Genomic DNA, 21,879 nt, shown 5'->3' on the forward strand with positions numbered 1-21,879 from the left:
GGTGCGTCAGCCAGGACGGACCGCGCCGACGTAGGGCATCGAGTGGAGGCCTGCGACCGCGACACCGGTGCCGGGGTTGGCGGCGTGAACGATCATGCCGTTGCCGATGTACATGCCGACGTGGCTGATCGGGCTGTAGTAGAACACCAGGTCGCCGGGCTGCAGGTCGCTCGCAGCGATGCGCGGACCGGAGCTGAACTGGGCGCTGGAGGAGTGCGGCAGCGAGACACCGGCCTGCGCCCACGCCCGCATGGTGAGCCCGCTGCAGTCGAAGGCGTTCTCACCCATCGCGCCGTAGACGTAGGCATCGCCCACCTGGGCCATGGCGTACTGGATGGCCGCGGCGGCACGCCCCGAGGCCGGGACGGAAGCGGGGACCCGGGTGGTGCTGCCGCGCGAGGCGAGCACGCGCTCGCGCTCCTCGGCCTCGAGGTCGGCGAGCAGCTCCTTGGCCTCGGCGAGATTGTCGTCGACCGTCTCCTTCTCAGTGCTCAGCTGCTCGGTGAGCTCAGCGATCTCGTCCGCGCGGGCGTCGGTGGCCTCCTGCCGGATGGCGAGGGCCTCCAGCTCGGTGTCGTAGTCGGAGAGCAGCGAGGACTGGAGGTCGTTGAAGGACGACATGGTGGAGAGCGTGTCGAGGAAGGAGCCCGGGTCCTCGGAGACGACGATCTGGCCGACCGTCGAGATGCCCTCGCCCTCGAGCTGGCGGACCACCGCGTCGGACACCTGGTCACGGACGGTCTCGAGGCGCTCGTCCTGCCGCTCCTGGTCGGCCCGCAGGCCAGACAGGTCACGGCGCAGTTCAGCGAGGTCGAGAGTCGCGTCGTGGAGGCGCTCCTGGGCGACCTCGGCCTCGTGGTAGAGACGGTCGACGCGGACCTTGACGTCCTCGATGTCGGGTTCGGCCTGCGCGGGGGTCGCGGGCACGAATGAGATGGCGGCGATCGCGGTCAGGCCGAGAACGGTCGCGCCAGCTCGCTTGCGGGTGTGAGCCACGAGCGGGGGTACTCCCTCAGGGTGTCGTACGCCTACCGGGTGAGCTGACGGGTTCGGCACGACGTGTCCTACCCCTGCTCCACGCACCGCTCGCGCAGTGCGCCTCACAAGGGATTCACCCCAGGGGGAAGGTTGGTTCCCCGGCTCGTCGACCACGGGTGGTGCGGGGGTGTGGTCGACAATTCGGCGCGACGCCCGCGCGGGCCTGGTGACCCACTGCCACGGACGTCAGCCCACACCCTAGACCGGAGGTGCAGGCCCCGCCAATCTTCGCGACAACTTCTCGAGATGTGTCTCAGGCCGATTCCACGACCGGGCCCGGGACGGGCTCCACGAGCCTCAGCGGCGGCACCAGTCCGCCCGTGGCCAGCGCGTCGAGCGCCGCCCTCTCGTCGTCGTCGATGGTCAGCTCCGGTGGCGGGCCCAGCAGCACCGTCACCACGCAGTCGTGGCAGTGCAGTCCGCGCACCACGCAGGTGTCGCAATCGATCCGTGTCGTCATGTCCCGAACGGTGACAGGGACCACCGACAACGGGTCTACGGCGTGTCGTCCTCGGTGTGTCGCCGCAGCGAGGACGACGCTCAGCGCCGCACGAAGCAGATCCAGTCGTCCCCGCACGGCCGGGACTCGAACTCCTCGTCTTCCTCGACCAGGGCAGCCTGCGCCGAGCCTTCACGTGCCACCACGACGTCGACGGCGGCCACGGCCACCAAGCCCCCCGGGCGCCCGTCGAGGAAGTCGAGATAGGCGGCCTGGTCGCGATGGGTGAAGGCGTCCAGCGGGTTCGACGCCCACAGACGCACGTCCTCCACAGCGAGCGCCTCCGACAATGGTGCCGGGACCAGCGCAACCTCCTCCCCGACCTGTGCCGCGACCTGGCGCACGACCGCCGACGGTTGCCCCAGCACGTTCTCGCCGCGGCTGAGCGCGATCGGGAGCGCCACCAAGAGCGTGATCGCTGCGACCACAACGGCGGGCCGTCCCGCCGGCAGCAGCGGGTTCTCGCGGGCGGCCCCTTCACCACGGAGCTCCGACGGCCTCGCTGCCAGGACGACCAACAGGCACAGCAACCACACCCCGTGCCGGGCCGCGCTCGCCGTGGTCACACACAACCCCAGCACGGCGACGTACTCCCATGCAGTGCGGCGCGAGCGGAGCAGGACGACGAGCAGGATCCCGGCCCCCACCACCATCATTACGTCGAAAGGCATCGTCAGGCTGGGCCGGGCCCACAGGCCCTCGCCACGCTGGGCCGAGACGTTGTCGAAGACCTCCGCGTAGTAGAACGGGGTCATCCACAGCTGCGGGGTGAGGCAGAGGGCGAGCAGGCTCGCCACGCCGACGCCCACGCTCTCAACGAGGTGCGTACGCGTGCGCTGGACGAGGAGGTAGGCGCCGAGGACACACACCCCGAGAAGGGCGGCACCGTGGAGGTTGCCCCACAGCACGACGAGCGGCACCGCCCACCAGATCCGACGGTCTGGATGCCGGGCCTGGCTGCACACCAGCGCCACCATGAGCGCGAAGGGCACGAAGGACAGCGTCTGCGCCCGGAGCACCCCGAAGGTGGCCAACCCGCCGAGGCAGAGCAGTGCCACGGCACAGGCCACGTAGGCATCGCTACCGCCACGGGCTCGTGCGGACCGTGCCAGCACCACCAGCGTCGCCGTCACGGCAGCCAGGTGGGCCAGGACCGGAACCCTCTCCCCGCCATCGCGCAGCAGCGAGGCAGTGACCTCGGCCAGCACCGGCACGTTGTGCCATCCGCTCGTCTCGGCGACGGCGAAGGGGACCTCGTCCGGCACGGTCCGCGTGGAGCGGACGTGATTGCCCATCGCGACGAGCCAGTCCCAGTCGGCCCCGACGCGCACGAACAGGGCGACCAGGCTCACCGACGCGACCACGGCCACGACGGACCAACGCCACGTGACCAGTCCCGCCCACATGACGCTGGTGCGACGCGTCACGCCAGCACGCCCAGCAGCGACGCGGTCGGGACCGCACGGGCCCCGGCCCTCGCGACGTCGCGCACCACCGCCTGGTCGTCGCTCACCACGACGACCACCCGGCCACGCGGCTCGGCCGCGACCAGCTGGCGGATCACGTCGTCGGCGATGACGCCCTCAGGACTGAAGACCACCCGGACGCCACGTGGTGCCGGCATGACGGTTCGCGCGCTCGACTCGGCGGCGTCGAAGACGACCGTCGTCTCGGCCCCGGACCGGGCGACGACGGGGCCCAGGGCCGCGACCAGGCGGCTGCGCTGGGCCTCGAGGCTCGCGGTGGGCCAGGCGGCCTTGGTGACGTTGTAGCCGTCGACGAGCAGCCGGGCACGCGGCAGGCTGAGCAGCTGCTCGAGCGAGGCGGCCGTGGCCGGGGCGCTCGAAGTCGGGGCGGACTCCACGCCCGCCAGCCCTGCCTCGACGGCGTCGCCGGGCGCGCCGACCACAGCAGGCAGGCCGAGCTCGCGGCGCAGGCCGGTGGCCGACTCCACCACGGCGTCGAGGAGCAGGCGGGCACGGATGCTGGCGGCGTCGCGCTCGGTGCGCGTGTCCCGGCGGCCTGCCGCCACTGCGGCCTCCGCCTCGTCGAGCTGGGACCGCAGGCGGCGTACGTCGGCCTCGGCGGCCGCGGTCGCCGTCCTTGCTGCCGCCACGGCCTCGTCGCGCTCGGCGTACGCGGCGTCGCGCTCCTCCTGCGCGGACCGCAGCACGCTGCGGGCCTCCCCCAGCCGCTGGCGCAGCACCTTGTGGTCGGCCTTGGCGCGGTCGAGCTCCTCGCGGTGCTGCGACCGGAGCGTGCCCAGCTCGGCCTGGAGCGCGGCCACCTGCGCGGTGAGCCGACCGAGCTCGGCGCGGTCCTGGTCGTCGCGTGCCTCGTCGCCCGAGAGCGCCGCGGAGGCGTCCGCGACGACCGCCTCCCAGCCGTCGTCGCGGCTCAGCCAGGCGCGCGCGGCTGCCTCGAGGGCATCGTCGTCCGCGACCGGCAGCGCAGCCACCTGAACCGCGGCGTGGTGGCGGAAGTCGTCGTCGGCGAGCGCGGTCCAGATGGCGCTCCCGCCCAGCCGGGCACGGCGCGCGGGTGCGAAGCCGGCGATCTTGCGCAACGCAGGGGGCACCGGCGCCACCGACGGCAGCACGGCGGACACCAGCGCGACCACGCGCAGGCGGAGCCGCTCGGGCAGCGACGCCGGGTCGGTCACGGACGACCCGTCAGCCGGCGGCGGAATCGGAAGCGGGGTCGGCCGTGGTGTCGGCCGAAGCCCGGTCGACCACCTCGATCGCGTCGGAGCGGCCGCACCAGCGGCACGAGACCGCCTCGACGTCCTCGGAGCGGACGGTCTCCTCCTCGACCTGGTGCTCACCGGCGAGGTCGAAGTGCCAGTACTCGGTCGTGCGGCGGGTGCGCGTCACGTCGAACCGGGTCAGGTTGCCGCAGCCGGCGCAGCGCCACCGCTCGCCGTCGGCGGGTACGCGGAGGTCGGCGGTCTGGTCGGCCACGGGGGGTGCTCCTCTGGGTGGGTCCTGCGTCGGCATGACTGAACGGTGGGGCGCGGTCAGCGTAGTGCGCGCGCCGTCACGCCATTGTCGGAACCCACGTCTAGCGTCGACGTCCATGAGCACCACCGCCCACCGCCCGACGCGGGAGACGTCCCACTGGGAGGCGCAGCGCAGCTTCGACGAACTGGGGCGCCCCCTGCGTGATCTCACGTTCTGCGTAGTCGACCTGGAGACGACCGGAGGATCGGCCGCCGCGGGCTCGATGATCACCGAGATCGGTGCGGTCAAGGTGCGCGGGGGCGAGGTGATCGGGGAGTTCCAGACGCTGGTCAACCCCCACGCCGAGATCCCTGCGTTCATCGCGGTGCTGACCGGGATCAGCAACTCCATGGTCCATGACGCGCCCCCCATCGAGTCGGCGCTGCCGGCGTTCCTGGAGTTCGCCGCCGGCTGTGTCCTGGTGGCCCACAATGCCCCCTTCGACGTCGGCTTCCTCCAGCACTTCGCCCGTCAGCAGGGGCGGCCGTGGCCGAAGCTCGAGGTCCTCGACACCGCGAAGCTCGCCCGTCGCGTGATCACCCGCGACGACGCACCGAACTGCAAGCTGTCCTCGCTGGCCACGCTGTTCGGTTCCTCGACGACGCCCAACCACCGCGCGCTCTCCGACGCCCGGGCCACGGTCGAGGTGCTCCACGGCCTGATGGAGCGGCTCGGCGGCCTCGGCGTGCACACGCTCGAGGAGCTGCAGACCTTCTCCTCCCGCGTCAGCACCGCCCAGCGGCGCAAGCGCCACCTCGCCGAGGGGCTCCCCCACGCCCCAGGGGTCTACCTCTTCCGCGACGACCGCTCCCGGGTCCTCTACGTCGGCACCTCGCGCGACCTGCGCACCCGCGTCCGCACCTACTTCACGGCCTCCGAGACGCGCACCCGGATGGGCGAGATGGTCGGCCTGGCGACCACCGTCACGGGCATCGAGTGCGCGACGCCGCTCGAGGCCGAGGTCCGCGAACTGCGCCTGATCGCCGAGCACAAGCCGAAGTACAACCGCCGTTCGCGCTTCCCCGAGAAGGTCCACTTCCTCAAGCTGACTCGCGAGGCGTGGCCGCGCCTCTCGCTGGTGCGCACGGTGCTCGACGACGACGCCGACTACCTCGGCCCGTTCTCCTCGAAGAAGACGGCCGAGAAGTGCCTCGCTGCGCTGCACGAGACGTTTCCCGTCCGGCAGTGCAGCGGGCGGATGCCGCGCGTCCCGACCGGGACGGCGTGCGTGCTGGCCGAGATGGGACGGTGCCTCTCCCCCTGCGACGGCTCGACCGACGAGACGACCTACGCCGCCGTGGTGCGTCAGCTGCGCGATACGCTGCTGCGCAGCCCGCAGGACGTCGTCGAGACGATCAACGCCCGGATGAGCGCTCTCGCCGAGCACGAGCGGTTTGAGGAGGCGGGGGTGCACCGCGACCGCCTCGCCACCTTCGTCCGCGCCGCGGCCCGCACCCAGCGGCTGTCGGCGCTGACCCGGTGCCCGGAGATCATCGCCGCCCGCCGCGAGGACAGCGGCCGCTGGTCGGTCCACGTCGTGCGACACGGCCGGCTTGCCGCCGCGGGCGTGATCCCGTCCGGTGCCGACGCCCACCGATACGTCCGCGAGCTCACCGCCAGCGCGGAGACCGTCAGCGGCGCTCCCGGACCCGTGCCGGCCGCGACGGCCGAGGAGTCGGAGAAGATCCTGCGCTGGCTTGAGTCACCGGGCGTCCGGCTCGTCGACGTCGAGGGCGAGTGGGTGTGCCCGCTCGGTGGCGCGGCGCGCCACCTCGCGCTCTACGACGCCGCGCACCAGTCGCGACTGTCGTTGGTTCCCTTCGACGAGCAGGGATTGGTCCGCCCCGTGCACCGGCCGACTCGCTAGGGTCAGGCCATGATCACCGCCATCGTTTTCGTCAAGGCTGACGTCGCCTCGATCCCCGAGGTCGCGGAGGCCATCGCCGCCATCGACGGAGTCAGCGAGGTCTATTCCGTGACGGGACAGATCGACCTCATCGCCCTGGTGCGGGTGAAGGAGCACGAAGCGGTCGCGGCCGTGGTTGCCGACCAGCTCAACAAGGTCCCGGGTGTATCGTCGACCGAGACCCACATCGCGTTCCGCGCCTACTCCAGGCACGACCTCGAGTCTGCCTTCGCGATCGGTCTCGACTGACACCACCTGCACGCCGACATCGCGGTTTCGACATCGCGGGACGGCGATTCGCACATAATCGCGGACATGAGCTTCGAGCCAGGTCCTCGTCCCAGACGCAGGTCATCCCACAGCGCTCGCTGGGCAGTGCCAGTCGCGCTGTTCTGTTCGATGTTCTTGGTCTACGGCCTGACCGTGCAGACGTCTTCGAAGGTGAGCGTCGACGTGTACTCGTCCTCCTTGGCCGCGTGGCGCATCGCGCAGACCGGGGAGCCGTGGCTCGACGGCTTCGACACCGGCCGGATCGAGGGCTACGGAAGCCTGCCCGACCAGACGGTCTTCATCGGCGAGGCACCGAACGGGCACCGGGTGTCCCTGCGACTACCGGGCGTGGTGGCTGCCGCAGTGCCCGCGTACTGGGTCGCAAGGGGTGGCTCCGAGCCCGACGACTTCTCGCTGGCTCCGGAGGCTGTCACTGCGGCACTGATCAGTTCAGGGGCGATCGTGCTGCTGTTTCTGGCGCTGAGACGACGCATCGACGCTCCTTGGGCCATTGCCGGAGCGGTGGTGGTGGCTCTCGGCACCCCGATGTGGTCGGTCGCCGCGAACGCCATGTGGACCCACACGCTGACGGTGTTCGGCATCATGGGGATGGCCTGGGCCGCCTCGCGTGAGCGGTGGTGGCTCGTCGGAGTCTTCGGTGGGATCGCGCTCTGCGGCCGTTTGCACGTCGCACTGATCGTGGCCGTCCTAGGCGTCGGGGTCGCACTCGCGCGCAAGCACCCAGGGATCGCGGTCAAGGTGGGCATTCCGAGTGCCACTTTCCTGGCGGCGGCCTGTGCCTGGACCTACTGGGTATACGGCACGTGGCTCCCGGGCGTGGGCTACAACATGACGACCCAGGGCATCGTCGGCGGCGAGCGATACCCGGACCCGCCGTCCCCGCTCCTCAGCCAGCTAGGTCTCTGGGTGTCACCCGACAAGGGCGTTCTGGTCTGGACGCCCGCGCTGCTCCTGCTGCTGCCGGCCGTGGTCAGGAACTGGCGGGACCTGCCGGACTGGTCGCGCTGGCTCGCGCTCGGGGCGATCCCCTACATGCTGCTCCAAGGCCAGCTGAACCACTACACGGGCGGCGGCGCCCACTACGCCTACCGCCTCGGGCTCGAGCTCCTCGCCGCAGTGGCGCCGGCATATCTCCTATCCGCGCACCGGATGAAAGCTTTCGCCCGCGCTGCGGTCGTTCCCCTCGTGGGGCTCCAAGTGGCGGTGATCGGCCTCGGCGCTGTGCTTGAGGGGCCGGCGCCCGCGGTCAGCTACGGCTGGACCGACAATGCCTTCCTCGTCGGAGTCGAGCTGGCGCCAGCGCTGGGCGTCATAGCGCTCCTCGTGGCGGCTCTGGTGACGGTCGTCGGCCTGGCGTGGCGCGATTTCTCCCTCCGCGCCGTGCCGCAAGAGGCCGACGCAGAAGACCGTCTAGTTGTACCCGGCCAGGACGTTGGTAGCGGCGAGCCTGGTTGAACGAACGAGAACCCCCGGATGGGATGTGGCTTGTCTAAGGCCCACTCCAACCCGGAGGTTCTCGTGTCCCACGGTAATGCCCGTTTGACTGTCCACGGTCGTCGGCTGATCGTTCAGCGCCATGACGACGGCATGCCCCAGGCCCACATCGCCGCGGCGATGGGCGTGTCTCGCAGGTGTGTGAAGAAGTGGATCGATCGCTACGACGCCGAAGGCGAAGCCGGTCTGCTCACGCGGTCCTCGCGCCCGCACACGATGCCCACCAAGACCAGCGACGAGGTCGAGCAGAAGGTCCTGGCTGCCCGCGCCGAGCATCGCGACGGTCCCGACGTGCTCAGCGCGAAGGTTGGGGTGCCCGCGCGGACGGTGTCGCGGATCCTGCGCCGCCACGACGTGCCCTACCTGCGTGAGTGTGACCCGATGACCGGTGAGGTGATCCGGTCCTCGAAACAGACTGCGGTCCGTTACGAGCGCGAACGCCCCGGCGAGCTGGTCCACATGGACGTCAAGAAGCTCGGCAAGATTCCCGACGGCGGCGGCTGGCGGGCCCACGGGCGGGCGAACGGCAACCATGACCGCAAGGTCAAGATCGGCTACGACTACGTGCACTCGCTCGTCGACGACCACTCCCGGCTGGCCTACTCAGAGATCCTGCCCGACGAGAAGGGCACAACGTGCGCGGCATTCCTCGGTCGTGCGATCGACTACTTCGCTGCCCACGGCATCACCCGAATCGAGCGGCTGATGACCGACAACGCCTGGGCCTATCGGTGGTCGCTACGCGAAATGTGTGCCGAGCACAGCATCGTCCAGAAGTTCATCAGGCCCCACTGCCCCTGGCAGAACGGCAAGGTCGAGCGACTCAACCGCACCCTGGCCACCGAATGGGCCTACCGACAGATCTTCCTCACCAACGACGAACGAGCAGCCGCCCTTGCGCCATGGCTCGAGCACTACAACACTGAACGCCGCCACAGCGCACTCGGAGGCAAGCCACCGGTCAGCCGGCTGCTACCAACCTGATGGCCGGGTACAACTAGTTCGAACGGACTAGTTCAGGTGGCGATCGGCGTAGTCCTCTCGGACGGAGGTTCCATCGTAACGACCGATGTCGATCCACATCCACCAGCCATAGGCTCTTCCATCAGGTCCGTGGCCGCGCAACAGATGGGGGAGGTCCCGTGAGCACTGCCGTTGCCATGCAGCCCCACGCGGCAAACATGCCTGCGAACCCCCCGCGCCTCCGGATCGGTCACGTGATAGCAGCCGTAGCCGTTGCGGACGGAGTCGTGATCTCGGCCGCGGTCATTGCCGCCATCCAGCTCAAGTTCGGGCTGAGTCTGTCCGCACCGGAGGGAGTCGACTCGTACACCGGTCTGCCCTTCGTCGACTTCGGCTGGCTTGTTCCATTCTGGTTGTGCGCCCTAGCCGCAAGCGACTCCTACAGTCGCCGTCAGTTCGCGCGAGGAACTGATGAGTTCCGGGCCGTCCTGAAGGGCACTGCGTGGGCTGCAGCAGCAGTCACCATGACGGCCTACCTCCTGAACTACGACATGTCGCGAGGTTTCTTCGCCCTCTCGTTCAGTTTGGGCTCCATCGCGCTGCTCCTGGAGCGCATGGCTTCGCGGTCATTGGGTCTGCCCCGAGTTCGGTTGACACCTGACCTCTGAGGTTTCGGCCTCAGGCGGAAGGATGTCCCCCGTGGCAAAGCCCTACCCCAAAGAGTTCCGCGACGACGTCGTGGCCGTGGCCCGCAAGGGCCAGGCGCCCCTGTCCCAGATCGCGAAGGACTTCGGCATCTCTGAAGGCTCGCTGGCGAACTGGATGAAGCGCGCCGATATCGAGGACGGCAAGCGTCCCGGTGTGAGCGACGACGACCGCAAGGAACTGCGCGAAGCGAACAAGCGGATCCGGCTCCTGGAGCAGGAGAATGAGGTCCTCCGCAGGGCGGCCGCCTACCTGTCGCAGGCGAACCTGCCGGGAAAATAGTCTTCCCGCTCGTCCATGAGATGGCCTCGGCCGGTGCCCTGATCAGGGTGCCGGTCGCGGTGGCGTGCAGGATGCTGGGTCTGACGACTGCGGGGTACTACAAGTGGCTCAAAGATCCCGTGTGCCAGCGGGACTGGGACGACGCCCACGTTATCGACGTCCTCTACGACCTTCATGAGGACGACGCGACCCTGGGCTACAGGTTCCTCACCGACGAGCTCGAACTCGAGCACGGCATCAAGACCGGCGAGAACCGCGTGCACCGGCTCTGCCGCATCGCCGGGATCACCGCCAGCCACCACAAGAAGCGGTCCAAGGCCGGATCGACCGGGCCGGCGCCGCACGACGACCTCCTCGCAGTCGTCGACGAGCACGGCGTGGTCCGGCACGAGTTCGTCGCCGACGCGCCAAACAAGGTCTGGCTCTGGGACATCTCCGAGCACCCCACGCGGGAAGGGAAGCTCTACATCTGCGCGATCAAGGACGTGTTCAGCAACAAGATCGTCGGCTACTCCATCGACTCACGGATGAAGTCGAGTCTGGCTCGGGCAGCGATGCGTAACGCGATCGCGCTGCGCTCGCCGGATGGCACGATCTGCCACTCCGACAGGGGCGGTCAATTTCGAGCGAAGAAGACCCAGCGGCTGCTGGCGAACAACGACCTGGTCGGTTCGATGGGCCGCTCTTACGGCGCCGGGGACAACGCCAGCATGGAGAGCTTCTTCTCCCTGTTGCAGAAGAACGTGCTCGACACCCGCCGCTGGGACTCCCGCGAGGAGCTGCGGCTCGCGATCGTCACCTGGATCGAAACCAAGTACAACCGCCGCCGTCGCCAACGAGCCCTCGGCAAGCTCACCCCAGTCGAGTTTGAGATGATCTACGCGACCGCAGCAGCGGCCTGACTACTACAAACCCCGAGTGTCAACCAGATCCGGGGCAGACCCTCGATCGGAGCAGGTCGGGTTCGGCGCGCTGGAGGTGCTCGGCCATGAACGTGGGTAGGTCAATAGAGTTGGGGTCGACGGTCATCGTTTGGTTCTCCTTCAGTTGTGCTTTCGCAGGTCTTCTGAAGGATCACGCGGTGGCCGTCGCTGTGTCAGGACGCCACGCTCAGGACGGGCCCGCCGTACACCACGCCCGTGGACTCAACTGTCCAGCCAGCGGGTTAGGTGAGCTGCCATGGCATGAACCTATGAACACAGTCACACGGGCAATTGGAACCCAGACGCGTGGCCCGCACGCGAAGCATTGGCCGCATGTGAGTCAACGGCTTGTCTCGGCGATAGTCTCCCGCCGTGAACTGGCTCGCCGACCACTGGCTCGACATCCTCGGGTGGGGCGGCAGCGCCCTGCTCGTCTACTCCCTGCTCCAGGCCAGCGTGCTCCGCCTCCGGGTGCTCAACGCGATCGCCTGCGTCCTGCTCATCGTCTTCAACGCGGCGCTGTCGGTCTGGCCGATGGTCGGCATGAACACCGTCCTGGTCGCCATCAACGCCTGGTTCATCGTCCAGCTGCTCCGTGAGCGTCACGACGAGTCGGCGTTCGAGGTCCTCGAGGTCGGTCCGGCCGACGAGTACCTGCGCCACACGCTGCGGGTGCACGGCGCCGACATCCTGAGGTTCAACCCCGGCTTCGTCCACGACCCGGCCACGACGGATGACGCGTTCCTCGTGCAGAAGGGCGACGAGACCGTGGGCGTGGTGCTCCTGCGCACGACCGGCGACACCGCCGACGTGCTGCTCGACTACGTGACGCCGCGCTACCGCGACTTCTCCCCCGGCGAGTTCGTCTGGCGCCGCAGCGGCATGCTCACCGAGCACGGCATCCGCCGCGTGGTGACCCGCCCCGGCATGGTCGGCGCCTACTACGACCGCGTCGGCTTCCGTCGCGAGGGCGACTCCTACACGCTCGGGCTCTGACGCGTCCCGGTCGCCCGAACCCAGCGCTCGAGGGCGGCCTCAGCGGCGCCCGAGTCGATCGCCTCTGCAGCCTTCGCCACCCCCGCGGCGAGGGCGCTCTCGACGTCGTCGTCGGGTGAGTCGTAGACCGCCAGCGCAGCCCCGGTGTTGAGCACCACTGCGTCGCGGACCGGACCGGTCTCGCCGGCCAGCAGGCGGCGTACGACGTCCGCGTTGTGCGCCGCGTCGCCGCCCCGAAGGTCCTCGGTGGTGGCGCGGGGGATGCCGAGCGCGGCGGGGTCGACCGAGGTCTGCGAGACCTCACCGTCGTGCACGCGCCAGAGCGTGGACGTGGTGGTGGTGGTGAGCTCGTCGAGGCCGTCGTCGCCGCGGAAGACCCAGGCGTCGATGCCGCGCTGGGCGAGCACCCCGGCCATGACCGGCGCCATCCGCACGTCGGCGCACCCGATGGCCTGTGCCTGTGGGCGGGCCGGGTTGGTCAGCGGCCCGAGGATGTTGAAGGTCGTGGCGATGCCGAGCTCACGACGCGGCACGGCTGCGTGGCGCATCGCAGGGTGGAAGGCCGCCGAGAAGCAGAAGGTGATGCCCGCCTCCTCGGCCACCTCGGCCACGCGCGCCGGGGGCAGGTCGAGCCGGATGCCGAGGGCCTCGAGGACGTCGGCGGAGCCGGACTGCGACGACGCGGAGCGGTTGCCGTGCTTGACGACCCGGGCCCCGGCGCCCGCGGCGACGATCGCCGACATGGTGGAGATGTTGACCGACATCGAGCGGTCACCCCCGGTGCCGACGATGTCGAGCAGGCGGCCCGGCACGGAGATCGGGTTGGCGGCGGCCAGCATGGCGGCCGCGATGCCGGAGACCTCCTCGACCGTCTCGCCCTTGGCGCGCAGCGCGACGACGAGCCCGGCGAGCTGCACCGGGGTGGCGGCGCCGGCGAAGACCTCGTCCATCGCCCATCGCGCCTGCTCGGTCGTCAGGTCGCGCCCGGCGACCAGCGTGGAGAGGACGTCGGGCCAGGTGTGGGACATGGGATCAGGCTAGTGGCGCGACGGGGACGCCCCCGAGCGGTGTCAGGAGGTGGCCGGGACCGACGGGCGCAGCAGGCCGATGACGGCCTCGGCGAGCTGGATCGGGTCGAGCGGGTGCGGCACGGCAGCCTCGGCGCGCGACCACGTGGCGAGCCACGCGTCCTGGGGGCGTCCGGTCAGCACGACGACCGGCGGGCACTCGTAGATCTCGTCCTTGAGCTGCTTGGCGATGCCCATGCCGCCGGCTGGTACGGCCTCGCCGTCGAGGATCGCGAGCGCGATGTCGCCAGCGTCCATGTTCTGGAGCACGACCGGTTCGGTGGCGACCTCGACGTACTCGAGCTCCGGGAGGTCGGGGTGCGGACGGCGGCCCAGCGCCAGGATGACCTGCTGGCGGGTGTTCACGTCGTCGCTGTAGACCAGGACCTTCAGGGGGCGCTGTGCGTCAGTCACGGGGGCATCGTAACCGGGCTGGCTCACCCTCAGCCTCCGGGAGTGGGCGTACGCCGCTCCTCCCGGTCCAGGCGGCGGTCCTCGCGCCTGGCCTCCTGCATGGAGGAGCGCACCCACTGCGTGAACAGCACGGCGAAGAACAGCACGCCGATCAGGTCGCCGCTCGCCCACAGGATGCCGCCCGCCAGGTGCTGGTCCTCGAGCGCCGGCGGCAGCCACGAGCCCATCGGACCCTCGCGCAGCGCGAGGTAGTGCTCACCGCCGATCAAGGTCTCCTGGCCCATGATCGTGACGCCGAGAAAGGCGTGGAAGGGCAGGGTCATGAGCGTGAGCAGCACCCGGAACGGGTGGCTCACCCGCCCGGGCACCGGGTCGACGCCCATCAGCGGCCAGAAGAAGAGCGTGCCGACCAGCACGAGGTGGATGTGCATCATCTGGTGCACGAACGACGAGCTCAGGCTGGCGTCGTACCAGGGGCTGAAGTAGAGCGCCCACGGCGAGGCGATGTAGAGCACGAACGCCAGAGGGGCGAAGGCCAGCACCTTCGCGACTCTGGAGTGGATGACCGCCAGCAACCAGCGGCGTGGCGCCGGCGGGAGCGTCCGCAACGCCAGGGTGACCGGCGCGCCGAGCGCGAGTGCGAGCGGCACCACCATCGACAGCAGCATGTGCTGGACCATGTGCACGCTCAGCAGGGTGGTGTCGTAGCGCCCGAGCCCCGACATGGTCGCGAACACGAACGACCCCATCCCGAGCCCGACGAACGACAGCGTCCGGCCCACCGGCCAGTGGTCACCGCGACGGCGCAGGACGGCCACGCCGAGGGCGTACAGGCCGACGGCCCACACGGTCACCACGAAGGGAATCGGGTCGATCCCCCAGTCGGTGAACACCCGCCCGAGCGTGAATCGCGGGAGCGTCTCGAGGGCGTCCTCCGAGGCGAGGGGCAGGGGAAGCAGCACGATGTGAACTTTATGACGTGAGATCACAGGGGGTCGGGGTGCCCTCCCTTCACCCCAGCAGCCATAATGTTCGCGTGGCGACAGCAACAGCGATTCCGGCATCCCGACTGCACGGGCACCACGACCGACCCAGCATGGTCAGCGTGGGCACCATCATCTGGCTCTCGAGCGAGCTGATGTTCTTCGCCGCGCTGTTCGCGGCCTACTTCACGATCCGCGCAGTGAGCCCCGAGCTGTGGGCCCAGGAGACGGCGCTGCTCAACGTGCCCTTCGCGACCGCCAACACCGCGATCCTCGTGGCGTCGTCCTTCGCGTGCCAGTGGGGCGTCTTCGCCGCCGAGCGCGGCCAGGCCGGGCGGACCGGCTCGCTGCTCAACTTCTCCAAGTGGGGCCTACGCGAGTGGTTCATCCTCACCTACGTCATGGGCGCGATCTTCATCGGCGGCCAGGCGCTGGAGTACGCCGAGCTGGTGCACGAGGGCCTGACGATGAGCAGCTCGGCCTACGGCTCGATGTTCTACCTCACCACCGGGTTCCACGGCCTCCACGTGACGGGCGGGCTCATCGCCTTCCTCTTCGTGCTCGGCCGCACCTATCTCGCCCGCCGCTTCACCCACGAGCAAGCCGTGACCGCGATCGTCGTGTCCTACTACTGGCACTTCGTCGACGTGGTCTGGATCGGCCTGTTCTTCACCATCTACGTCATCAAGTAAGCACCCCCGACAGTCACCACCGTCGCAACCGGCAAGGACTCAAAAGTGCGTTTGCTGAACCGAACCGCTGGTCGCCTCTCCCGGCACCGCCGCGGCCCCCTGGCTGGCCTCGCCGTGCTGCTGCTCGGCCTGCTGATCAGCGGGTCGCTCTACACCGCCCTGGCCCCCGCCCAGGCGCAGGACCAGGCCAGCGCCACAGAGCAGGTCGCCAAGGGCAAGGAGCTCTTCCTCGTCAGCTGCGCGACCTGCCACGGGCAGAACGGTGAGGGCGTACCCACCGTGCGCGACGGCTACCAGCTCGGCCCGTCGCTGGTCGGCGTGGGTGCCGCGGCAGTCGACTTCCAGGTCGGCACCGGGCGCATGCCCATGGCACGGCCGGAACAGCAGGCGCCCCGCAAGCAGGTGGTCTTCGACGAAGAGGAGACGGCGGCGCTCGCGGCGTACGTCGCCTCGCTGGGGCCCGGTCCGGCCATCCCGGACGAGTCCGACTACTCGATCGACGGACTGTCCGAAGCTGAGCGTGAGGAGGCGATCGCGCGTGGCGGCCAGATCTTCCTCACCAACTGCACCGCCTGCCACAACTTCAACGGCGCGGGTGGTGCGATGCCCCGCGGCGGCTACGCCCCGAGCCTGCACGGCGTCGAGGGCAAGTACATCTACGAAGCCATGCTGACCGGACCGCAGAACATGCCGAACTTCAGCAACGGCAACCTCTCCCCCGAGGAGAAGCGTGACGTCATCGCCTACCTCGACAGCCTCGAGGACACGCCTGAGTACGCCGGGTTCACGCTGGGCGGCCTCGGACCGGTGTCCGAGGGCCTGTTCGGGTGGCTGGTCGGCATCGGTGGCCTCGTGGGCGCGGCAGTCTGGATCGCCTCGCACACGACGCGGACGAAGAAGAGCAAGGTGAACGCGTGAGCAACGACGACAACCGTCCGGTCAACGGCCCCGACGGGACGCCGATGCCCTACAGCGACGAGAAGGGCGCCGAGGCCCACGTGCCCGCACACCTCGCCGCCGACCCGATCGCCGACCCCGGCCTGCCGCCGCACACGTGGCGCCCGACCGACGTCGACCCCAAGGCCGAGAAGCGTGCCGAGCGCCAGATCGCGGCGATGTTCATCGCCGCCATGATCAGCGCCGTCCTCTTCGTCGTCGCCTACTTCTCCTTCTCGGTCGGCGACAACTGGGACACGTTCCTCGGGATGGGTGCCTCGACGGTCTCGCTCGGCGTCACCCTCGGGGTCAGCCTGCTGCTCATCGGCACCGGCATCATCCACCTCGCGCGCAAGCTCATGGCCGACGCCGAGATGGTCGAGATGCGCCACCCGGCCGCCTCCCCGCCGGAGGACCGCGAGGCCACCGTCGCTGCCCTCAACGCCGGGCTCGACGAGGCCGGCATCGGCCGTCGCCCGCTCGTGCGCAACACCATGATCGGCGCCGTCGGCGTCCTGGGTCTGCCCGCCGTCGTGCTGCTGCGCGACCTGGCCCCCGGTGACGCCCTCGACATCGACAAGCTCGCCCACACCCTCTGGAAGCCGGACATGCGCCTCGTGCGCGACGTCGTCGGCACCCCGATCCTGGCCAGCGAGATCGAGGTCGGTGACCTCATCAACGCCGCCCCCGAGGCGATGTTCCCCTCCGAGGAGAACGGCTACCCCGAGCTCGAGGGCGCGGAGGAGCAGTCGGAGAAGGCCAAGGGCGCCATCATCATCGTCCGCATGGACCCCGATGAGCTGACGCCGGCCACGCAGCCGGACAAGTGGACCGTCGACGGCATCATCTGCTACTCCAAGATCTGCACCCACGTGGGTTGCCCAATCTCCCTCTACGAGCGCACCACGCACCACGTGCTGTGCCCGTGCCATCAGTCGACCTTCGACCTGGCGGACGGCGCCAAGGTCGTCTTCGGTCCGGCTGCCCGCCCCCTCCCCCAGCTGCCGATCAAGGTGGACGAAGAGGGCTACCTGGTCGCTCAGAGCGACTTCACTGAGCCCATCGGGGCCAGCTTTTGGGAGCGTGAGAAGCTGTGAGCATCGACACCAGCAAGGTTGCCTCGAGCAACGGCACCAAGGCGGCCACCGCCTCCAAGCCCGGCCCTGCCGGCTCGCTGGCCACGTGGGCCGACGACCGCCTCGGCCTGGCCACGGCGATGAAGAAGAACCTGCGCAAGGTCTTCCCCGACCACTGGTCGTTCATGCTCGGTGAGATCGCGCTGTGGAGCTTCGTCGTCCTGCTCCTCACCGGCGTGTTCCTCACCCTGTGGTTCAACCCGTCGATGGGTCACATCACCTACGAGGGCTCCTACGACCAGCTCCGCGGGGTCGGGATGTCGGAGTCGATGGCCTCGACCCTGCACATCTCCTTCGACGTGCGCGGCGGGCTCCTGATGCGCCAGATGCACCACTGGGCAGCCACGGTCTTCGTGGCCTCGATGATGGTCCACCTGCTGCGTGTCGCCTTCACCGGCGCCTACCGCAAGCCCCGCGAGCTCAACTGGGTCATCGGCTGCCTGCTGCTGCTCCTCGGCACCCTCGAGGGCTTCACCGGCTACTCGCTGCCCGACGACCTGCTCTCGGGCACCGGCGTCCGCGCCGCGGACGGCTTCCTGAAGGCCACGCCGGTGGTCGGGACGTACATGTCGTTCCTGCTCTTCGGCGGTGAGTTCCCGGGTGAGTCGATCATCCCGCGCCTCTACATCATCCACGTCCTGCTGATCCCCGGGATCCTGCTGGCCCTGATCGCGGCCCACATGCTGCTGCTCGTCTACCACAAGCACACGCAGTGGCCCGGGCCCGGCCGCACCGAGCAGAACGTCGTCGGCTTCCCGATGCTGCCCGTGTACGCCGCCAAGGCCGGTGGCTTCTTCTTCATGGTCTTCGGCGTCATCGCCCTCATGGGCGGGCTGATGTCGATCAACCCGGTGTGGAAGTTCGGCCCCTACGACCCCACCAAGGTCACGGCGGGCTCGCAGCCCGACTGGTACATGGGCTGGCCCGACGGGCTCCTGCGCATCATCCCCACGGGCTGGGAGTCGGTCATCTTCGGCTACACCATCTCGTGGAACGTGATGCTGCCGATCCTCATCGTTCCCCCGCTCATGCTGGTCATCCTGATGCTCCTGCCCTTCATCGAGGGCTGGATCACCGGAGACAAGCGGGACCACCACCTGCTGCAGCGTCCGCGCAACGCGCCCACGCGCACCGCGGTGATGGTCGCCCTGATGACCTTCTACGGTCTCGCCTGGGCTGCCGGTGGCAACGACATCATCGCCATCACGCTCGACGCGAGCATCAACCAGATCACCTACTTCATGCGTGTCGCGATCTTCCTCGGCCCGCTGCTGGCGTTCTGGATCACGCGCCGCTGGTGCATCTCGCTGCAGCGCCACGACAACGACAAGCTGCTGCACGGCTACGAGACGGGCATCATCACCCGCTCCCCCGACGGGGCGTACGCCGAGCGGCACCTGCCGATCAGCGAGACGGCCGCCTACACGCTCACCGCGCGTGACCGCGACGAGGTCTTCCACGCCCACGGCGACACCGACGCCGCCGGCGTGGCCGCGCCCAACACGCGCTCGGAGAAGCTGCGGGCCAGGCTGTCGTCGTGGATGTACGTCCACAACGTGCAGAAGCCCACGCGGGCCGAGCTCGAGGCGGCTCACCACCACGCCGAGCACGAGGCGGAGCTCCAGTCGGGTCTCGACCAGCCGGTCGACGGTCACCAGTTCGACGACCACCGCCTGCGCGACGCCGACGAGGTTCCGCTCCGCGACCACTGAGTCGCTCGTAGGACGTCACACGACGAAGGCCCGCCGGGATGAGCCCGGCGGGCCTTCGTCGTTGCTGTGGCTGCGCATCGACGCAGGGTGGCGGCACACGACATGGCGCCGCCCGAGGGTGGCGGCACACGACGTGGCGCCGCCCGGGGGTGGCGGCACACGACATCCTGCCGCCCCCAAGACGTGTGATGTGCCGCCAGCGTCGACGACCTGATGTCGTGTGCCGCCACTCCCCTGAGCCTGCCGAGGCAGTCGACCTCGTCATCAAGCAGTCGCACCCCGTTCCCTCACGGGTAGTCGCGGGTTCGCCCGGCGTACGAACTCGGCCTGCCCGCTCGGGGTGAACAGCGACTTCCGCAGCTCAGCGAGCCATGGCCGGATCCTGCCTGGGTCGTGTGCGAGCCCCAGGGAGCGCTCGGCGTCGCGCAGCACCGATCCACTTCGATGCAGCACGTCGCCCGCGGTGTAGCCCCGACGTACGTGGGCCGCCCGCTCGATGTCACGGTCCCGCCGGCGGTCCCTGACCCGTCGCGGGGCCTCCTCGTGCTCATCGCCGTCGTACTCGTGCAGTGCCTGCGTACCGGCGATCCGCAGGTCCGCCCGCGCCACGACGACGCCATCCTCGTCGACGACGACGTACTGCGGCTCGACCTCGATGCCGCACAGGACGTGGAGGAGTCGGAGCAAGGTCTCGTATGCCGACTCCGACCTCCTGTCAGCGAGCGCGAGCGCGCGCCTCAGCGGGGCCGCGCCCGGCCGGCGAGGGCGGACCACCGCCTCGATCTCCCGGCCGGTGCACTCCCCCCGCTGCAGCACGCAGTCCATCAATACGACCATGTCGACGAGGCTCAGCCATCGCGCGCACGAGAGCAGGGTCTCGGGGACGGACGCCGCCCTGACACCGCCGATGCACTCGAACGCGATCGGGCGCGTGTGCCGGCTGGTCCTGACGCCGGCGCGGATCGGACGTGGGTCGTCCAGACCCATGGCCATGAAGACAGGCGCACCGGCCGGGATGGGCGGTAGCCACCATCCCCGGAGCGCGGCCGAGGTCAGCGCGGTGAAGCATCCGTCGTCCGGCATGAGGAGCTGCCACGCGCGAAGACTCGCCGCCAGGTCGTCACCCAGATCGGTCCTGCGGTGCACGGAGTAGGACTCGCGAACGTACGCAGCCAGGCGGGGATGACCGCGAACCGCCGCCGGGAGCTCGTGCGTACGCCGGGAGACTGGGCGGATCGTTGCACCGGTGTGAGCCGGGTGATGGTCGTGCATCGCCCCACTGTCAGGCACGTGGTGGTCGTCGTGCCGTGGATCGCGCGCCGGCCTGTGGAGGACGGTCGTTCACCCGGCTCTGTGGACGGTTGGGGGCTACGTCGCTGGCGCCGTGGTGCGTCAGCCCCGGGGTGGCGGCACACGACATGACGGCGCGCCTTCGTGGCGGCAGACGACGTGCCCGACCACGCGATCGTTGTCATGTGCCGCCACCCACCGACACACGGTTGTCATGTGCCGCCACCCGCCAACACACGGTTGTCATGTGCCGCCACCCGCCGACACACGGTTGTTGTGTGCCGCCACCCTCGGGAGCGGGCACGCCCAGCAACTCAGGAGAGGGCGGAGCCGGACTTCCAGTCCGCCGGCGAGAGGTTCCAGTCGCCGTAGCCGTTCTCGAGAGTCATCTGGCGCTCGGAGCCGACCACCTCGACGACGTCTCCCCGGCTGGTGCGCTCGTAGAGCCAGGCCGCGTCGGCCACGCTCATCCCGACGCAGCCGTGGGACACGTTGGCGCTGCCCTGCGAGCCCGTGGACCAGGGCGCGGCGTGGAGGAACTCGCCGGAGTAGGTCACGCGCAGGGCGTACTGCACGTTGGCGAGGTCGTAGTACTCCGGATCGCTCTCGTCGACGCCGATCGTCGCGGCGTTCATCCGCTTGCGGCGGAACTTCTCGATGATGACCTTGGTGCCCGAGCGGGTTTCCCAGCCGGCCTTGCCGGCACTGATCGGCATGGTGCGGGCGAGCTCGCCGTTGATGAAGGTGCGCATGGTGTGGGTGCGCACGTCCACCTTGCTGACCACCGCGTCGCCGATGGAGAAGTCGATGCTGCGCGACTCCTGGCCGTAGATGCCGTTGCCAGCCGGGAGGCTGTTGATGTCGAGGTCGACGGAGACGTCGGTGCCGGGCTTCCAGTAGGTCGCCGGGCGCCAGTGGGCCTCGCGGTCGCTCAACCAGTACCACGAACCGCGCTGCGACGGCGTGCTGCTGACCTGCATGTGCTTCTCGAACAGGGCACGGTCGGTGACGGGCAGGTCGAAGGTGACCACGACCGGCATCCCGACGCCGACGGTCTCCCCGTCCAGGGGCGCCACGGCGGCGAAGGTCTGCTCGTCCAGGGTCAGGTCGACGGTTCTGAAGGTCCGCGTGCGCTTGACGCTGCGGCCGTCGGACCGGGTCGCGGATGCGGTGATCGTGTAGTCGGTGCCGGGCTCGAGCAGCGTCGATGCGGTCCACCGGCCTCCGGCGACCGAGCCGTCGACCGACCCGGCCGCCGAGGTGACGCGTACGCCGTCCAGGGTGCCGCCCGACGTGCCGACGGTGACCGGCGCGTCGATCGGCACGCCCGTCGGGTCGGCGAAGCTGGTGGTGAGGCGTACGGGCTCCGGGGCGGGCGTCGCGGACGTCGCGGAGGCGCCGGGACGGTCCCCACCCGAGGCGCTGCCGTCCGCCGAGCAGGCGAGGAGCGTGCCGGCCAGGGCGAGCAGGGCCACGGCCACCGACGTACGCCGTCGGAGCGGGTGCGTGGCGGGCAGCGGTGCGGGCGCGCGAGCAGGCATCTGACTAATCCC

21 protein-coding genes and 1 riboswitch are annotated in these 21,879 nt (G+C 69.7%); of the genes, 11 read left to right on the plus strand and 10 right to left on the minus strand.

Annotated elements, in window-relative coordinates:
* Nucleotides 1-6: 6 nt before the first annotated feature.
* From CFI00_RS15010 to CFI00_RS15030, 5 genes are all read right to left on the minus strand, one after another.
* A complete protein-coding gene (locus tag CFI00_RS15010; protein ID WP_207081897.1) occupies nt 7-996 on the minus strand; it encodes a C40 family peptidase in 990 nt (329 codons plus the stop codon).
* 28 nt (nt 997-1,024) lie between these two features.
* A riboswitch (cyclic di-AMP (ydaO/yuaA leader) is annotated at nt 1,025-1,185 on the minus strand.
* A 106-nt stretch (nt 1,186-1,291) separates the two neighbouring features.
* Nucleotides 1,292-1,498, minus strand: coding sequence for a hypothetical protein (locus tag CFI00_RS15015; RefSeq protein WP_207081898.1), 207 nt, complete (start codon nt 1,496-1,498; stop codon nt 1,292-1,294).
* 80 nt (nt 1,499-1,578) lie between these two features.
* The gene (locus CFI00_RS15020) at nt 1,579-2,964 is read right to left on the minus strand and encodes a hypothetical protein (RefSeq protein ID WP_207081899.1); all 1,386 of its coding nucleotides are present in this window, start codon (nt 2,962-2,964) and stop codon (nt 1,579-1,581) included.
* Nucleotides 2,961-4,199 carry an NYN domain-containing protein gene (locus tag CFI00_RS15025; RefSeq protein ID WP_207081900.1) on the minus strand — a complete coding sequence of 413 codons (1,239 nt, stop codon included), beginning with the start codon at nt 4,197-4,199 and terminating at the stop codon, nt 2,961-2,963. The genes CFI00_RS15020 and CFI00_RS15025 overlap by 4 nt, the downstream gene beginning before the upstream one ends.
* Nucleotides 4,200-4,209: 10 nt before the next feature.
* Nucleotides 4,210-4,497, minus strand: coding sequence for a hypothetical protein (locus CFI00_RS15030; protein WP_207081901.1), 288 nt, complete (start codon nt 4,495-4,497; stop codon nt 4,210-4,212).
* Between the two features lie 115 nt (nt 4,498-4,612).
* On the opposite strand from CFI00_RS15030, the gene CFI00_RS15035 reads away from it, so the two are divergent.
* The 7 genes from CFI00_RS15035 (at nt 4,613) to CFI00_RS15065 (ending at nt 12,096) form a co-directional block, all read left to right on the plus strand.
* Nucleotides 4,613-6,403: a DEDD exonuclease domain-containing protein gene (locus CFI00_RS15035; protein ID WP_207081902.1), complete on the plus strand. Its 1,791-nt coding sequence runs from the start codon at nt 4,613-4,615 to the stop codon at nt 6,401-6,403.
* A gap of 9 nt (nt 6,404-6,412) precedes the next feature.
* Complete coding sequence (locus CFI00_RS15040) at nt 6,413-6,691, plus strand: Lrp/AsnC ligand binding domain-containing protein (RefSeq protein WP_207081903.1); 279 nt, start codon at nt 6,413-6,415, stop codon at nt 6,689-6,691.
* Nucleotides 6,692-6,883: 192 nt separating this feature from the next.
* Entirely contained in the window at nt 6,884-8,188 is a 1,305-nt protein-coding gene (locus CFI00_RS15045; RefSeq protein WP_207081904.1) for a hypothetical protein, read from the plus strand.
* Between the two features lie 63 nt (nt 8,189-8,251).
* The gene (locus CFI00_RS15050; protein WP_207085551.1) at nt 8,252-9,211 is read left to right on the plus strand and encodes an IS481 family transposase; all 960 of its coding nucleotides are present in this window, start codon (nt 8,252-8,254) and stop codon (nt 9,209-9,211) included.
* A gap of 158 nt (nt 9,212-9,369) precedes the next feature.
* Nucleotides 9,370-9,858 carry a hypothetical protein gene (locus CFI00_RS15055; protein ID WP_207081905.1) on the plus strand — a complete coding sequence of 163 codons (489 nt, stop codon included), beginning with the start codon at nt 9,370-9,372 and terminating at the stop codon, nt 9,856-9,858.
* Between the two features lie 31 nt (nt 9,859-9,889).
* Nucleotides 9,890-11,079, plus strand: a protein-coding gene (locus CFI00_RS15060; RefSeq protein ID WP_242532418.1) for an IS3 family transposase whose coding sequence is annotated in 2 segments (ribosomal slippage) — nt 9,890-10,168 and nt 10,171-11,079 — 1,188 coding nt in all. Because the reading frame shifts where the segments join, the coding sequence is not laid out codon by codon here.
* A gap of 393 nt (nt 11,080-11,472) precedes the next feature.
* The gene (locus tag CFI00_RS15065) at nt 11,473-12,096 is read left to right on the plus strand and encodes a hypothetical protein (protein ID WP_207081906.1); all 624 of its coding nucleotides are present in this window, start codon (nt 11,473-11,475) and stop codon (nt 12,094-12,096) included.
* Here CFI00_RS15065 and trpD read toward each other — a convergent pair.
* The 3 genes from trpD to CFI00_RS15080 are packed head-to-tail and all read right to left on the minus strand — an operon-like array spanning nt 12,078 to nt 14,539.
* On the minus strand, nt 12,078-13,124 hold the full coding sequence (gene trpD / locus CFI00_RS15070; protein ID WP_207081907.1) for an anthranilate phosphoribosyltransferase: 1,047 nt from the start codon (nt 13,122-13,124) through the stop codon (nt 12,078-12,080). The two genes, CFI00_RS15065 and trpD, sit on opposite strands and share 19 nt — an antisense overlap.
* Nucleotides 13,125-13,166: 42 nt before the next feature.
* Nucleotides 13,167-13,577 (minus strand): response regulator transcription factor, encoded by a 411-nt coding sequence (locus tag CFI00_RS15075; protein ID WP_207081908.1) that lies wholly within the window; start codon nt 13,575-13,577, stop codon nt 13,167-13,169.
* A 29-nt stretch (nt 13,578-13,606) separates the two neighbouring features.
* Nucleotides 13,607-14,539 carry a cytochrome c oxidase assembly protein gene (locus tag CFI00_RS15080; protein ID WP_242532419.1) on the minus strand — a complete coding sequence of 311 codons (933 nt, stop codon included), beginning with the start codon at nt 14,537-14,539 and terminating at the stop codon, nt 13,607-13,609.
* 107 nt (nt 14,540-14,646) lie between these two features.
* Between CFI00_RS15080 and CFI00_RS15085 the strand changes: the two genes are divergently transcribed.
* The 4 genes from CFI00_RS15085 (at nt 14,647) to CFI00_RS15100 (ending at nt 19,036) form a co-directional block, all read left to right on the plus strand.
* Nucleotides 14,647-15,252 carry a heme-copper oxidase subunit III gene (locus CFI00_RS15085; protein ID WP_268929053.1) on the plus strand — a complete coding sequence of 202 codons (606 nt, stop codon included), beginning with the start codon at nt 14,647-14,649 and terminating at the stop codon, nt 15,250-15,252.
* A 54-nt stretch (nt 15,253-15,306) separates the two neighbouring features.
* Entirely contained in the window at nt 15,307-16,170 is an 864-nt protein-coding gene (locus CFI00_RS15090; RefSeq protein ID WP_242532888.1) for a cytochrome c, read from the plus strand.
* A complete protein-coding gene (locus tag CFI00_RS15095; RefSeq protein ID WP_242532421.1) occupies nt 16,167-17,285 on the plus strand; it encodes a Rieske 2Fe-2S domain-containing protein in 1,119 nt (372 codons plus the stop codon). The genes CFI00_RS15090 and CFI00_RS15095 overlap by 4 nt, the downstream gene beginning before the upstream one ends.
* Nucleotides 17,286-17,362: 77 nt before the next feature.
* Nucleotides 17,363-19,036 carry a ubiquinol-cytochrome c reductase cytochrome b subunit gene (locus CFI00_RS15100; protein WP_242532889.1) on the plus strand — a complete coding sequence of 558 codons (1,674 nt, stop codon included), beginning with the start codon at nt 17,363-17,365 and terminating at the stop codon, nt 19,034-19,036.
* Between the two features lie 264 nt (nt 19,037-19,300).
* Here the strand turns inward: CFI00_RS15100 and CFI00_RS15105 are convergent, their stop codons facing one another.
* Together CFI00_RS15105 and CFI00_RS15110 are read right to left on the minus strand one after the other, a co-directional pair.
* Nucleotides 19,301-20,308 carry a hypothetical protein gene (locus CFI00_RS15105; RefSeq protein WP_207081912.1) on the minus strand — a complete coding sequence of 336 codons (1,008 nt, stop codon included), beginning with the start codon at nt 20,306-20,308 and terminating at the stop codon, nt 19,301-19,303.
* A 332-nt stretch (nt 20,309-20,640) separates the two neighbouring features.
* Entirely contained in the window at nt 20,641-21,867 is a 1,227-nt protein-coding gene (locus tag CFI00_RS15110) for an Ig-like domain-containing protein (protein ID WP_207081913.1), read from the minus strand.
* Between the last annotated feature and the right edge of the window lie 12 nt (nt 21,868-21,879).

It is taken from the genome of Nocardioides sp. S5 (assembly GCF_017310035.1).
In the GTDB taxonomy this organism is placed as follows: domain Bacteria; phylum Actinomycetota; class Actinomycetes; order Propionibacteriales; family Nocardioidaceae; genus Nocardioides.